14 protein-coding genes and 1 other RNA gene are annotated in these 15,237 nt (G+C 42.3%); 8 read left to right on the top strand and 7 right to left on the bottom strand.

What is annotated here, in order from left to right; translation table 11 throughout:
* Positions 1–27 precede the first annotated feature (27 nt).
* Positions 28–837 (bottom strand): response regulator, encoded by an 810-nt coding sequence (locus JMX03_RS09715; protein ID WP_201596451.1) that lies wholly within the window; start codon positions 835–837, stop codon positions 28–30.
* Between the two features lie 381 nt (positions 838–1,218).
* Here JMX03_RS09715 and JMX03_RS09710 point away from each other — a divergent pair, with 381 nt between their 5' ends.
* From JMX03_RS09710 to JMX03_RS09700, 3 genes are all read left to right on the top strand, one after another.
* Positions 1,219–1,890, top strand: a complete 672-nt coding sequence (locus JMX03_RS09710; RefSeq protein ID WP_201596449.1) for an alpha/beta hydrolase — start codon at positions 1,219–1,221, stop codon at positions 1,888–1,890.
* 289 nt (positions 1,891–2,179) lie between these two features.
* Positions 2,180–2,617 carry a hypothetical protein gene (locus JMX03_RS09705; RefSeq protein ID WP_201596447.1) on the top strand — a complete coding sequence of 146 codons (438 nt, stop codon included), beginning with the start codon at positions 2,180–2,182 and terminating at the stop codon, positions 2,615–2,617.
* A gap of 395 nt (positions 2,618–3,012) precedes the next feature.
* A complete protein-coding gene (locus JMX03_RS09700) occupies positions 3,013–4,752 on the top strand; it encodes a hypothetical protein (protein ID WP_201596445.1) in 1,740 nt (579 codons plus the stop codon).
* 193 nt (positions 4,753–4,945) lie between these two features.
* Here the strand turns inward: JMX03_RS09700 and ssrA are convergent.
* The 6 genes from ssrA to ppsA form a co-directional block, all read right to left on the bottom strand.
* Positions 4,946–5,304: a transfer-messenger RNA gene (ssrA, locus tag JMX03_RS09695) on the bottom strand.
* Between the two features lie 189 nt (positions 5,305–5,493).
* Positions 5,494–6,006, bottom strand: a complete 513-nt coding sequence (gene rplI, locus JMX03_RS09690; protein ID WP_201574282.1) for a 50S ribosomal protein L9 — start codon at positions 6,004–6,006, stop codon at positions 5,494–5,496.
* Positions 6,007–6,031: 25 nt separating this feature from the next.
* On the bottom strand, positions 6,032–6,259 hold the full coding sequence (rpsR, locus tag JMX03_RS09685; RefSeq protein WP_201553980.1) for a 30S ribosomal protein S18: 228 nt from the start codon (positions 6,257–6,259) through the stop codon (positions 6,032–6,034).
* Between the two features lie 16 nt (positions 6,260–6,275).
* Complete coding sequence (rpsF, locus tag JMX03_RS09680) at positions 6,276–6,680, bottom strand: 30S ribosomal protein S6 (RefSeq protein ID WP_201574283.1); 405 nt, start codon at positions 6,678–6,680, stop codon at positions 6,276–6,278.
* A 292-nt stretch (positions 6,681–6,972) separates the two neighbouring features.
* A complete protein-coding gene (locus tag JMX03_RS09675) occupies positions 6,973–7,950 on the bottom strand; it encodes an RDD family protein (protein WP_227677649.1) in 978 nt (325 codons plus the stop codon).
* 140 nt (positions 7,951–8,090) lie between these two features.
* Complete coding sequence (gene ppsA, locus JMX03_RS09670; RefSeq protein WP_201574285.1) at positions 8,091–10,475, bottom strand: phosphoenolpyruvate synthase; 2,385 nt, start codon at positions 10,473–10,475, stop codon at positions 8,091–8,093.
* Positions 10,476–10,888: 413 nt separating this feature from the next.
* On the opposite strand from ppsA, the gene ppsR reads away from it, so the two are divergent.
* From ppsR to JMX03_RS09645, 5 genes are all read left to right on the top strand, one after another.
* Positions 10,889–11,785, top strand: a complete 897-nt coding sequence (ppsR, locus tag JMX03_RS09665) for a posphoenolpyruvate synthetase regulatory kinase/phosphorylase PpsR (protein ID WP_374220343.1) — start codon at positions 10,889–10,891, stop codon at positions 11,783–11,785.
* 153 nt (positions 11,786–11,938) lie between these two features.
* Positions 11,939–12,343, top strand: coding sequence for a DUF4377 domain-containing protein (locus tag JMX03_RS09660; protein ID WP_201596443.1), 405 nt, complete (start codon positions 11,939–11,941; stop codon positions 12,341–12,343).
* Between the two features lie 87 nt (positions 12,344–12,430).
* Entirely contained in the window at positions 12,431–14,086 is a 1,656-nt protein-coding gene (sthA, locus tag JMX03_RS09655; protein WP_227677650.1) for a Si-specific NAD(P)(+) transhydrogenase, read from the top strand.
* Positions 14,087–14,192: 106 nt separating this feature from the next.
* Entirely contained in the window at positions 14,193–14,678 is a 486-nt protein-coding gene (locus tag JMX03_RS09650; protein WP_201596441.1) for a winged helix-turn-helix domain-containing protein, read from the top strand.
* A gap of 44 nt (positions 14,679–14,722) precedes the next feature.
* Positions 14,723–15,229: an IS630 family transposase gene (locus JMX03_RS09645; RefSeq protein ID WP_201596439.1), complete on the top strand. Its 507-nt coding sequence runs from the start codon at positions 14,723–14,725 to the stop codon at positions 15,227–15,229.
* Positions 15,230–15,237: the final 8 nt, after the last annotated feature.

Below are 15,237 nucleotides of genomic sequence, written 5' to 3'. Positions count from 1 at the left end.
AAAATGCCAGTACTAAGTGGAATATAGTTAAGCAGGGCATAATGCATAACCAAGCCCGCGGTGTGTATGAATGACATCAATGCTAGCGTCAACGGTCGCCAGTTGCTTACGAATGGACTTGATATGGCTATCTATCGTCCGCGCCAAGCGATGATCTGGATAGTCGCTCACCGCATTTAACAGCTGCTCACGGCTAAAGACTTGATTGGGTGCTTGTAATAAGGTCAATAAGATTTTGCGTTCTGTATTGCTCAGCTCAAGTTTTTGCTCTTGCCACATTAAAGAGTAATTGAGCGGTTGGTAATGCCAGACACCAGACTGGCACTCAAAGGTTAATGCTTGTCCTGACATATTATTAGCAGAAGCTGAATTAGGTAATAGGCTAGAGGAAGCCTTGCCATCTGTATTATCTGTTGCTGTTGTCTGAGTTGCAGACTGCTGAGACAATAATTGCTCACGTCGCCAAATGGCTTTGAGGCGGGCGACCAATTCGCGTGGACTAAAAGGCTTGGCACAATAGTCATCACCGCCCATCTCCAAACCCAAGATGCGATCGACTTCATCACTACGGGCGGTCAAGAATACGATTGGAATGTCTTTTAGAGCGTTAAGAGCAGACGTATGGCGTATCTGTTGGCATAAGCTCAAACCATCACCATCTGGCAAGCCAACATCCAGAATGATAGCCGATAGGTCTTGCGCTTCATCACTATGTAGCATCGGCAGTACACTACTGGCGTTATCTAGCCACGTGATTCTCCAGCCTTCACGCTTGCAAGTCACTTTGAGCGACATGGCAATAGCAGGATCGTCTTCTACCAGTAAAATATGGGTCATAGGCTCTACATCGTTGTATAAGAAAAAAGGGTATAGCAAAATTGTGGTCAGTTATGTCTGTGTAAAACAGATATTGAAAAATAATAATAGGGCGTCATACAGTAGCTAGGGCACGCCTTAGAGCAGTACGCCGAAATCATAAAGTTATCGTAGCACAAAAGCAGTTTTAGGTTTTGCTGTCAGTCCTCAAAAGATGTGAAAAATTGATGGAAACTAGGGTTGATTGGTTAATGAGTTGTTTGATTAGCAGTTTTACGTAAAGGCTGTAGAATAATGAGCCTCATAGTAAGAAGAAAAAGCTAAAGATATTGTAAATACGTCTGTTATTTGGAATATAAGTTTGTTAGACGTCTAACTTTCTACAAAAGGAATATAAAAAATATGAGTAATTATTTAGATGCGGTCATTGTTGAACATAACCCATCAAACAAGCAAATAGATAGAGCGGTGATTTGGCTGCATGGTTTGGGTGCCAGTGGCCATGACTTTGAGCCAGTCGTACCGCAACTAGGTTTGGCTAATGATATGGCGGTACGCTTTGTCTTTCCACATGCGCCTAATATCCCCGTTACTATCAATGGCGGTATGGTGATGCCGGCTTGGTACGATATCCTTGAGATGAGCCTTGAGCGCAAAGTCGACATCGCTCAAATTGAGCGCTCAGCGCAGCAGATACGCGATCTGATTCAGCGTGAGATTGAGCGCGGCGTTGAGCCCAAAAATATCGTGATTGCAGGATTCTCGCAGGGTGGGGCGGTAGCTTATCATGTTGCCCTTGGCTATCCACAGCGTTTGGCTGGTCTGATGACGTTATCCACCTATTTGGCTACCAATGACAGCTTGAGCTATAGTGACATCAATAAAGATCTACCGATTCTCATTGAGCATGGTACTCACGACCCAGTCGTTCCAGTGGTTCTAGGTCAGCAAGCGCAGCAACTATTAACAGACAAAGGCTATGAGGTGGAATACAACACTTATCCAATGGCGCATCAGGTCTGTATGCCGCAAATTCAAAACATTGGCAAATGGCTGAATAAGGTATTGGATTAGTTAACTAGGACAGCTCCAAGTTTTAAATAAGGCTCTAGTGAAACTCCATCAGCAATGATGGAGTTTTTTTATGTTTGTAGATGATAAATATCAGCACTACTCAGGACAACCCTCAGTATTTTTTATGGTTTTCTCCATAACTATTAAACTATTTTACCTCAATCATCTTTATCAACCTATTCCTACATAATCGTGTAGTATAAATAATATGATATAGTATGTTTTTGAACAACTTTGTTCATACTTGTAGTCTGAGAATTAATAAGAAAATAATTTCTGGAGGCCTACGATGAAACTGACTTATTTAGCTTTTTACATAGCTGATCAGGGTAAGGCATTAGATCGTATCATCAGTATGATTGATGGTTCTCCATATAGTCATTGCGAGCTGGTGATTAATAACTTAGGTGAGGGGCGCTATGACTGTATTAGCTCAAGTCATCGTGATGGCGGATTACGGCGTAAGATAATTGATATGAAACCTAGTCACTGGGTACTGGTACCAGTTATGTGCGATATTGACTATGCCATACGTTGGTTTAATAAACGCCAGAATTTTAAATACGACTATCTGGCTTTGATTAGAACGGTAATTCCAGGGTTCTATAATCCTGAGCGTCGACTGTTTTGTTCTGAAGCCTGCGCGGATATGCTTGAGCTTGTGGATCCAGCAAGCTATGGGCTTAGAAAGCTATATCGATGGGCTTTGGATAATCCTGCCATGTAATAAGCATGCTCTCGATAGGGCTTTAAATGCAAAGTTTAGATCAGAGCAGCCTGAGCATCTAATCTTAAAAGTCAAATTTTAAGCATAGAAAAACCGATTACCTCAAGTGATCGGTTTTTTAGTATTTGGTGGAGAGGATAAGAGTAGAGTCAGGCACAGCAATATATAACACTACTTTATAATAAGTATGAGTATCGAAACCAATGACTTACAATTTTTAATTTAATAGTATATTCTTGTCCTAGAATATATGGCTTAGTAAGCCATGAAAAGGCACTATTAAGCAATATATTGAATAGGTAAAGAATATATACTGCTAAATTTATGCAGTACAAGTTGCTGACGAATAATAAAAGAGCATCAACACTCACTACTATAAATAAACAGGTGGTTTTATGAATGGTTGGACATGGTTAGGTAGTGCAGCTTTATTAAGTGGTATTGTCTTGTTGGGTGGCGTGACTTTATTTAGTGATAGCCGCTCGTCTGACACTACTCCAGAGCCCATGAGTCAGAGTCTAACTGATTCTGATATGCTGCAGGCTAATACCTACGCTCGAAGTAATAACTCTATGCAAGATATTGAAAACAAATTTGTTACGCAAAATCAAGAAGGGTACTTAGCTTCTTGGTTTGCTACGCCTGACATTAAACAAGATCAAGTTCTAAAATTGCAGGCAGGATATGATTATGCTACCAGTAAAGGTAAGCCATTCATTATTGATGGTGTTTATCATATAAAAGCGAATAGGACGTACATAGGTACCCAGAATGTTGGCTTAATCATTAGAGACAATAGTGACTTGAGGTTTACACCACACGCTAAGTTAAAACTCATCTCTGAGAACAATGAGGTTTATAATATAGTGGTAGCCAGAGATGTGGATAATTACAAGATATCTAATCCTCATCTTATTGGAGACAGACTTACCAGTAAAGCAAGAGATGGTGAATGGGGGTATGGTTTAACCATTTATGAAAGCTCAAACGGTTATATTGAAAAACCAGTTATAGAAAATGTTTGGGGCGATGGTATTTATATCGGTAAAGAATGGGGTACAAAAAGCAAGCAAGTACCAACTAATATTACGGTAGTAGAGCCGTTTGTGAGTGGCGCTAGACGTAATGGATTGACGCTTGCATCAGGGGATAATGTTAATATTATTAGACCTAGAATACAGAAGGTTGGTGATAGTGATGGTATTGAAGGTACATGGCCAAAAGCGTGTATTGATGTAGAGCCAGAAGGGGCAGAAGGAGCGCCACCACCTCGTATCGTGAACTCAGTGATAGAAAGCCCCACCTGTAAAGGGTCTTATTGGGGCATGTCTACTTCGATATTTCGTGATGATATAGAGGTTTCTTTACATATCAAAGGCAAAACGACATTAAGTAACCTCAGAGCAGGAGTAGGGTTTTATTTGAGCGGTGCTGATAATACTGGCAGGATATTAATAGATGAGCTCTACTATAAGACTCCTACTGACTTAACACCAATGAGCTTAGCTTGGAACAAAGCCAGTAACTTAGATTTAGAAATCAATAAGGTCACCTATTTACATGGCGGCGCTGATTTTGGCATAACCAGTAGTGATATTATTACTAAATTTCCAGGCAAGCAGTTTGGTAATGTTACTATCAATAATATACAAGCAGGAGGAGAGATCTCTTATACTTTACCCGAAGAATCAGATTTTATCATTAATGGCTACAAGTTTTTAGCGGACGAGAAAAACTCTAAAGGTATCTCAATACGCCAAAAATCAACCAGTACATCTTTAGGAGGTAAGGACACTGTCATCGGTTCGCAAGGGACTGTGGTAAAGACCGGCTCTGATATATCTTCAGTGAAGTTTGGTAATGAGATATGGGTAGAACCAAGTGCTAGCAATAGGAGATTTAAAGAGCCTTCTGTATCAACGCTTGGCGACTATCGCAAGTTGAAAATAGGCTTATCTCCTTCAACAAAAACGACAGGCAACAGTTGTAATATTAAAGGATTAAAAATAAAGAAAGCAAATGGATTTAGTACCACAGCACAGAGTAAAACGCCAGACTGTTGGATAGAACTACAAAATACTGAAGGTGGGGAGACAAAGATTTTCGACAGTTATGGAGCATGGACTTTTAATTGAATAAAAGCCAGTAATTGAACTTATTGAAAAATAGAAGATCGTATTAACCGTCATTCTGTTGAGACTATATCCAATCTAACGGTAGAGATAGAGCAAAATATATGCTTAACGGACTCTGAAACAATCGCTTGATATTAAATTTCAATTATAAAAAAAGCCAACCACCTAAGTGATTGACTTGATTTAAAATGTTTGGTGGAGATGGCGGGAGTTGAACCCGCGTCCGCCAGCATTACGCTCATGAATCTACATGTTTAGATTCTGTCTTTAGTTTTAGTCCGCACCGATCCGACAGGCAGGATGGATTGGACGATTCTCTACTTTTGAACCCAAGAGATTGAGACAATCCCTTGTGGCGAACCTATATGCGGACGCTTCAACTGGGCTGACCAACTATAGGTAATCGGCAGCGCAGTAAGCAGGGTTTAAGCTGCTAGAGCGTAAGTTTCGTCGTTTGCGACTATAACAATATATGTTTGATTTACGAGAGGACATACACTCTCGACATGCATCATTGAGTTTCATCACCAGCGTCGAAGCCAGAACATCCCCAATAGAGCAAAACATTATATAGTATAAGTGCGAGTATTAGCAAGCTAAGACAGTCGAACCGTTACACTTCATAACATGTTGAGCATAATAAGCATATAGATTGAGTCAGACGCTTCATATTTTCAATGCAAAAAGAGAGCCAGCATAATGTTGACTCTCTTTTTAAACTAAAGTCGAAGGTTCTAAAGATTACTCTTCAGAATAGTCTTCGTTCTCGTCTTCTGCTTCATCTTCTACTAGATCTTCGTCATCGCCATCTTCAGAGAGGATGGTGACTAGGATGCTGGCAGTAACATCATGATGTAGCTGGATATCAACGTTATACTCACCAATTTGACGTAGAGTGCCTTCAGGAAGCTTAACTTCTGAACGGTCAACTTCTAGGCCTGAGTTGGTTAGTGCTTCAGCGATATCACGAGTACCGATAGAACCGAATAGCTTGCCTTCGTCACCTGATTTGGCGCGCATGATGACATTAACATCAGTTAAAGCATCAGCACGTTCTTGAGCGGTAGCGATTTCTTTGGCTTCTTCGGCTTCAAGCTCAGCACGACGTGCTTCGAACTTTTCGATATTAGCTTTAGTAGCAGGCAACGCTTTGCCTTGCGGGATAAGAAAGTTACGTCCGTAACCTGGTTTCACATCGACAGTTTCACCGAGTTTACCAAGGTTGACGATACGCTGTAACAAAATAATTTGCATGAGTCACTCCTAGTTAACCGTCGAATTACTGATGGTTATCAGTATACGGAAGTAGCGCAAGAAAGCGAGCTTGCTTGATAGCAGTTGCTAATTGGCGCTGATATTTAGTAGATGTACCAGTAATACGGCTAGGTACGATTTTGCCATTTTCACTAATGTACTGTTTTAGCAATTCAACATCTTTATAGTCGATGTGAGTGATGCCTTCAGCAGTGAAACGGCAGAATTTGCGACGGCGATAAAAACGTGCCATGAGTATTCTCCTTTAATTAGTCTTCACTGTTGTCGTTGTCGTCACTATCGCTTTCACGACTGTCTGGACGACGAGTAGTAGCTTTACGTGCACGTTTTTCATCGGCATTTTTAGCTAACTGCGACTCTTCAGTGACTGCTTCGTCACGGCGCATAACTAGGCTACGAATGATCGCGTCGTTATAACGGAATAACTCTTCAAGCTCAGCCAAAGTCTCACCGTCAGTTTCGATATTGAAAAGAACGTAATGAGCTTTGTGAATCTTGTTGATTGGGTAAGCCAGTTGACGACGACCCCAATCTTCTAGACGATGGATGGCGCCGTTGTTGTCTTGAACCAACTTGATATAGCGTTCAACCATGCCGACCACTTGGTCGCTCTGGTCTGGGTGTACAATTAACACCACTTCGTAATGTCGCATATTGGACTCCTTACGGATTAGTAGCTATTAACCCTATGTTAATAGCAAGGAGATTTATAAGGTAAGCTGCATCTCAAACAAATCATTAATGAAAAGTTGAAGATAAGCTTAGGATATAAAGCGCCGTATTATAACAGTAACCCTGTGCTAACACAAAGGATAATAAAACCTAATCAAGAATAAATAAAAGGATAAAATAGTATGTAGTAGTTGTTAGCAATAAAAAAGCAACGACTGAGCGCTGCTTTTTTGATTATTCTCGTTTTAAATAAGGTTGTAAACCATCAATAAGCTACTTTATTTTTGGCTGTTTTATCAACTGACTGCTATCCGCTTTTACCACCAAAGTTTTGGCTAACTTATCATGCCAGCCGATGTTTTCAGGGCTTTTTGATGCCATATAATAATGTACTGCAATGACTACAAAGCCTAAAAAGCTGGTAAATGAGAACAGCAAGTTATAGATAATAAATAGCAGGAGGGTGCGCATACCGATAAGCTTGGTAAAAGAAGGTAGACGGTGCGTGGTTTGATCGACCACTCGAATACCTGTAATGAGTTTGCCCAGTGACTGCCCGCGTAGGGTAATAAACACCAATTGTAAAGCAAATAGACCAAATACCATCACTTGCGACATCATCAAGGTAGAGCTGGGTAGGCTTTCCATGAGCGTCATTGAATACTGATAAGCGGCGTCCATATTCTGGATGTCTTGAAACTTAGTGTAATCGATATCCATCTTTGTCAATGCCAATACCAGCGGAAAAATCGCTAATAAATAAAGCAGAGCATTGATGGCGGTTGCTAATACTCGCGACATAATAGGGGCAAGTACCACATTACCAATCACTTTATCTGTGCTTGAAGCAAGTTTACTTGTGCTTGGCTTATTGAGTGATACATTATTATGCGGAGTGTGATGACGGTTGGTTGTCATATCAGCTTTGGCATTTTTTGCATCGGTTTTTGGGCGTTCAGGCTTGCCATAGAGCCTATCAATAGAAACTTTTTTGTCACCTGCTGAAGCGCTTTTGTTTGAGTCCTCAGGGAACACAGTCACATTATTGATGATAGAGTCACTAGGCGTAGCAACCGTTGGGCGATAGGTAAACTGATTACCTGTCACATCACCAAGACGCTGCCACTGATCTAGGCCTTCATGCCACACTAAATCATCTAGTACTACTTCACCAGATGTCAGCATAATATTAAGCTGATCCAAGGTGTAGGGGCCAGCTTGTACGTTATTTCGAGCAAGAAAAATCTGCATAATTGCCTGCATAGTTAGTCATATCTTAAATCGTTATCTATACTCTATAATATTAGGGTCTATTTAACATTTTTAAATAGACCCTAATGGTTATATTGTTAACGACTGTGTGAATTGCTGCTGTGACTTAACGTTAGGGCTTACTTTACTTCTTCACCAGCTAGGAAGAACCAAGTATCTAGTACTGAGTCAGGGTTCAGTGACACTGAGTTGATACCTTGTTCCATGAGCCAGTAAGCAAGATCTGGATGGTCTGATGGACCTTGACCACAGATGCCAACATATTTGTTTTGCTTACGGCAAGCGTCGATTGCCATAGATAGCAACTTCTTGACTGCTGGATCACGCTCATCGAACAGATGAGAGACGATACCTGAGTCACGGTCAAGACCAAGTGTTAGCTGTGTTAAGTCGTTTGAACCAATTGAGAAACCATCGAAGTGCTCTAGGAACTCGTCTGCCAATAAGGCGTTGGTTGGTAGCTCACACATCATGATGACGCGTAGGCCATTCTCACCGCGCTTTAGACCATTTTTCTCAAGTAGTTCGATGACCTGTTTGGCTTCGCCAACGGTACGAACAAATGGAATCATAATCTCAACGTTGGTCAAGCCCATTTCATCACGTACACGCTTTAGCGCTTTACACTCAAGCTCGAAGCAGTCACGGAAATTATCAGAAACATAGCGGCTAGCACCACGGAATCCCAGCATCGGGTTTTCTTCTGATGGCTCATACAGTTTACCACCAAGTAGGTTGGCGTATTCGTTCGATTTGAAATCTGACATACGAACGATGACTGGCTGATCCATAAAGGCAACGGCAAGCGTTGAGATACCTTCAACCAATTTATCGACATAAAAATCAACTGGTGAGGCATAACCTGCGATACGCTCTTGGATTGCTTGTGATATCTCACGTGGCAAGCTGTTCATATTTAGCAAGGCTTTTGGATGCACGCCAATCATACGGTTGATGATGAACTCAAGACGCGCAAGACCGATACCTTCGTTTGGCATTTGAGTGAATGAAAAAGCGCGATCTGGGTTACCAACGTTCATCATGACTTTGAACGCCAGCTCTGGCATGGTCTCGATAGAGTTGGTTTGGATGTCAAAATCAATCTGACCTTCATAAATAAAGCCAGTATCACCTTCGGCACAAGAAGCAGTGACGTCTTGACCATCAACCAATAGTTCGGTGGCATTACCACAACCAACGATGGCTGGTACACCAAGCTCACGCGCGATAATCGCAGCGTGACAGGTACGACCACCACGGTTGGTAATGATGGCAGAAGCACGCTTCATGACGGGTTCCCAATCAGGGTCTGTCATGTCTGAAACCAATATGTCGCCTTCTTGTACTTTGTCCATCTCGTTTAGATTACTAACGATACGTACTTTGCCTGCGCCAATACGCTGGCCGATTGAGCGACCTTCACACAACACTTTAGCGCCAGTCGTGTTGATGACATAACGCTCCATGACATTGCTGTCTTGGCGGCTCTTCACGGTTTCAGGACGGGCTTGAACGATAAAGATTTCATTGGTATCGCCATCTTTTGCCCATTCGATATCCATCGCCTGACCATAGTGTTTTTCGATGGTCATGGCTTGTTTGGCAAGAGAGTTCAGCTCTTCAGTCGAGAGCGAGAACTGCATACGCTCTTGTTTTTCAACATCAACGACTTTGACAGATTTTTTGGTGCTGCCTTCATCGCCATAGACCATCTTTTTGTGCTTACTACCCAAGTTGCGACGAATAATGGCAGGTTTGCCATTAGCAAGTAGCTGCTTTGACACGTAGAACTCGTCTGGGTTGACCGCGCCTTGAACGACCATTTCACCTAGGCCGTAGCTTGAGGTGATAAAGACCACTTGATCGAAGCCACTTTCGGTATCTAAGGTGAACATAACGCCCGCTGCGCCTGTTTCTGAGCGTACCATGCGCTGTACAGCGGCAGATAAAGCAACACCTTCGTGCTCAAAGCCTTTATGCACACGGTAAGAGATAGCACGGTCGTTATATAGTGAAGCAAAGACTTCTTTAATGGCAATCAGGACGTTATCAATACCGCGAATGTTTAGATAAGTCTCTTGCTGACCAGCAAATGAGGCATCTGGTAAATCTTCAGCAGTGGCAGAAGAACGTACGGCAACAGCAATATCTTTACCATCGCTCATGGCTTCAAAAGACTTACGTACTTCTTGCTCAAGGTCTTTTGGCAACTCTTGCTCAACAATCCAGTTACGGATTTTTTTGCCTGTCGCTGTTAGTTTATTGACATCATCAACATCTAACTCTTTAAGTTCGCTATTAATCTTGTCAAGTAAGCCTGTTTCTGTCAAAAAGCGATTGAATGCATTTGAGGTAGTAGCAAAGCCGCCTGGTACACTAACGCCCAAATCAGATAGGTGACTGATCATCTCACCAAGTGAGGCGTTCTTGCCGCCGACCATGTCAATATCGTTTTTTCCTAGCTGATCAAGGTTGATCACAAGTGCTGAAGATTGCGCTGCCATGATAACTCCAAAAAATAAGGTTATTTAGTAAGGATTATAACGGGGTAAATTATACCGCTATATTCAGACAATTTCGATAGCTGAACCAAAAAACTTGTTAAAAAAATACAAATTGTAGGGTTTTGAGATAATTTGGTAATGAATGAAGTCGTTATTGTCTTATTAAGAGGTAATGTTAAGTGTGTCAAGTAGTTGCAAAGCATCTCTAAAATTTGGCTTTTATATAAATCACATCTGATTTAACAGTATGGTTTATGTCGTAAAAATAGGATGACTAGCTGGCAGCGTGGTTAGGAGATTGTACGAACATTGATTCCTATTAAACGTCTATTATGAGTATAATGGAGAGCATAAAATGTCGACACGTCCTAAGGGTGTTGATTACAGCATGTGACTATTGAGGTTTTTAAGCTATGTACTCTAATATCCAACCTGAACAAGACAAAGCCACTATTCAAAACCGCCATGCATTGAGTTTGGATAACTCACAAACCATCAGAAGCGCCTTTTTTATCTCTGATGGGACGGCCATTACTGCTGAAACTCTGGGCCGTTCTATATTAAGTCAATTTGCCTCGGTGCCTTTTGAGACTCGAGTATTGCCCTATGTTGATAGCTTGGAGCGTGCAGAAGATGCCGTTCAGCAGATTAATATGGCCTATCAACGTGATGGGTTGTTGCCATTGGTATTTGATACCATTGTCAGTCCTGAGATACGCGAGAGAATTAACTCTGCCCACAGCTGTAACTTAGATATGTATGAAGGCTTGATTGGACGTATCGCTGAAGAGACAGGCGTTGAGCCAGATGCGCACTCAGGTCATGCCCACGACCATGTCGATTCTGAGACTTATAAAGAGCGTATCGATGCGGTGCATTTTGCATTAGATAATGATGACGGAGCTCGTACTCGCCATTATAATATGGCAGATATCATCTTGGTAGGGGTGTCACGCTCGGGTAAAACGCCGACGTCGCTGTATCTGGCTTTACAGTTTGGGATTCGTGCTGCTAACTACCCACTCACTGAAGATGATTTGTACGACAATCAGCTGCCAAAAGCGCTACGTGAGCACAAAGACAAATTATTTGGGTTAGTCATTGATACAGATCGTTTGGTAAAAATACGACAGGAGCGTCGTGCGGGCAGCCGTTACTCAAGCTATCAGCAGGTTCAACAAGAACAGCGTGCAATCCAAGGGATTTATATCACACATGGAATTCCAAGCCTTGATGTGTCCGAGATGTCGGTTGAAGAAATTGCTACGCGTATTTTGCAGATGACAGGTCTTAAACGCCGAATTGGTTAAAATCTCTGAAGCCATATTCTGAAGTTATGTAATGGCATCTTATAAATCGGCTACTTATAAAGCAGCTAAAAAAAGGTAATGCTTGCTGATTTTATAATGTGTCACTGCACGTTAATCACTACCAAATATTTACTACTATATATAGAGCATATGATGAGTTTACCCCACAAAGCGACCAAATCACCTTTATTACTAATGGGACTACTATGCAGTGTTACTTTGCTTAGCGCCTGTCAAACCTCGCCTTTTTCACGTCAGCCGGTCCCTGAGCCGCGTTATGTGCCGACTATCGTATTAGGCGAAGCGCAAACCTTGACCATCATGCCGCAGCGTGTCGCTTGTGCCTCAGCACTGCCGATGCAGTGCTTATTGGCCAAGTCTCATAAAGATGGCTCAGTATTCCAAGTTCCCTATGATTGGATTGATGACTTTGCGCCAACCCTTGGGACTGAATACGTAATCAGCGTACGTCCGCAAATTGATGAGACTCAAAAAAGCTTGACTGGGCATTGGACATTGCAAAATATCTTGTCTCAACGTATGGTAGGCACCCCTTAATATCGTGAATAAATATTTGACGATAGGTCATTCAAAATCAAATTAATAATGAACCAATAAATACATCCATATATAAAAGAGGACAGCATGGGAAGCAAACGTAAAGATGATGCTACCAATGATACTGGTAAGGACATTGATACAGAAGTATCAAATAAAGATAGCGGCAGTGCGCCGGTGACTACACCTGAGCAGACAGTCGCTCAAGATAAGCAAGAACAAATCGAGCAAACGCATGAGCAAGTTACAGATGATGTCATGCACCATCCGGATTTGATCAATCCACTGGATGATAAGCGTATCGATATCAAGTCAGGCTTTACCAAAGACTCGCAACGTATAAAAAGCGATAAGCATAATTTTGAATACGATGCTGTTGTTTTGGGTGCAGGCCCTGCTGGCGAAGCGGCAGCGATGAAGCTGGCCAAATCTGGTAAAAAGGTAGCGGTGATTGATCCGCGTGATGAGGTCGGCGGTAACTCTACGCACGTTGGTACGATTCCGAGTAAAGCATTGCGCCAATCGGTCTTTAACCTGATCAACTTTCGCCGCGATCCCATGTTTACCAAAGCCCTTGAGTATGAGCAAGTACCCCTAAATAAGGTGCTCGCCAATGCGCGTCGGGTGATACGTAGCCAAGTCAGTACCCATACGCGCTTTTATGAGCGTAACCGTATTGAAGTTATCCAAGGTTGGGCAAGTTTTGTAGATAAGAATACCTTACGTGTCGAAACTGATGAAAACGTCTTTGAAACTGTCACCTTTAACAAAGCCATTATCACGGTCGGTAGTCGTCCTTACCGTCCTGATATTTTAGACTTTAATCATCCACGCGTTTTTGACTCTGACAAAATCTTGCAAATGGATTATGTGGTTAAAAAAATCATCATTTATGGTGCTGGGGTGATTGGTTGTGAATATGCCTCTATCTTTACTGGTCTTGGCTATAAAGTCGATTTGATCAACAACCAAAATCAGCTGCTGAGCTATTTGGATAGCGAGATTAGTGATGCCATTGCCCATGACTTTAGACAGTTTGGTGTGCTTATCCGCAGCAACGAAGAGATTGACTATCTGGAGACCCATGACGACTATGTGGTTCTGCATCTAAAAAGTGGTAAGCGCATCAAGTCTGATGCCATTCTTTGGTCGAATGGACGCTCAGGTAATACGGAAGGCCTCAATGTAGAAGCTCTCGGTCTTAAGGCTAACAGCCGTGGTCAGCTTAAGGTTGACGACAATTATCGCACAGACGTAGACAATATCTACGCAGCTGGTGACGTGATTGGCTGGCCATCTCTAGCTTCTGCGGCTTATGACCAAGGACGCTGTGCAGCCGCCTTTATGGTTGGTGATAGCGATGCCGAACCAGTATCTAGCGTACCTACTGGTATCTATACCATTCCTGAAATCTCGAGTATCGGTAAAACTGAGCAAGAGCTGACAGATGAAAAAGTCCCTTATGAAGTAGGTCAAGCTTTCTTTAAACACTTGGCACGCGCGCAGATCATTGGTGAGCGTTCTGGCGTATTAAAGATATTGTTCCATCGTGAGACGCTTGAGATATTAGGTATCCATTGCTATGGCAACCATGCTTCTGAGATTATTCATATTGGCCAAGCAGTGATGAAATGCAAGAGCAACAACACGCTTGAGTATTTTGTCAATACGACCTTTAACTATCCGACCATGGCAGAAGCCTATCGGGTAGCGGCACTAAACGGTCTCAACCGAGTGTTCTAGATTTTAATTTGTTATAAGCAAAGCGCCTGTTAGATATCTAACAGGCGCTTTTTTTGACTTGATTTTGAAGTCATACCAAACCCAAAATATATAGTATAATCCACTTATGACTATACCAATACATAACCTAGAAGACCATGATTTTGGCAAACACTCAAAGACTGAGCGCAATCCCAGAGCCCGACTACGCCTGCTCATCTTATACCAATATAGTATAGGCAAAGCCACCAACGATATTGCCAAAGACCTCTGCATACATCCTGAAACTGCCAGATGGACATTGAAGCGATATTATGAACGAGGACTTGAGAGTCTCTACGATCGTCATCGTCGAGGTCGTCGCAGCAAATTGGCAGAAGCAGACACAGCCGCTTTTAAAGCCATGATAGTCTCTGAACAAGAAAAGCGCGCTGGCGGTCGTCTAACCGGCAAAGACATTCAGCAATTGGCTAAAGAACACTACAACGCTCACTACACCGTTAACGGTATCTACGAGCTACTCAAGCGTATTGATATGAGTTGGATAAGTGCTCGTAGTCAGCATCCAAAAGCCGACATACAAGCTCAAGACGCTTTTAAAAAAACTTTATAGCACAGGTTAAGGCGTCACTGCCTACTGATGTGAGCCTAGATCAAGTGGACATCTGGTTTCAAGATGAAACTCGAATAGGACAACAAGGCTCATTGACCAGAGTTTGGCATTACCGCGGTGGGCGACCTCGACTGATCAAGCAGCAACAGTTTCATTCCGCTTATCTGTTTGGTGCCTTTTGTCCAGCGACAAAGAAGGCTGTCGGCTTAGTACTGCCTTTCGTTAATAAACACACCATGTTATTGCATATGCAAGAGATTAGTAAAGCCGTTCCAAAAGGACGTCATGCGGTGGTGGTGATGGACGGCGCATTATGGCATCAACCAAGCTTGAATCAGGCTAATGTCACTATGCTTAAACTACCGCCTTATTCACCTGAGCTCAATCCCTCTGAGAGAGTATGGCAGTACCTTAAGCAAAATGAGCTATCTAATCGTTGTTATGACAGTTATGAGGCTATTGTCGATGCCACTTGCTTGGCTTGGAATAATTTGCTTAAACAGCCACAAAGAATTCGGTCGTTAACTGCTCGTGCTTGGGCGCAACTTTAATTGTTGGG

This window comes from Psychrobacter fulvigenes, from assembly GCF_904846155.1.
GTDB classification, from domain to species: Bacteria; Pseudomonadota; Gammaproteobacteria; order Pseudomonadales; family Moraxellaceae; genus Psychrobacter; species Psychrobacter fulvigenes.
Note: the sequence above shows the minus strand (reverse complement) of the source record. Positions and strands in the feature narration are given on the sequence as shown.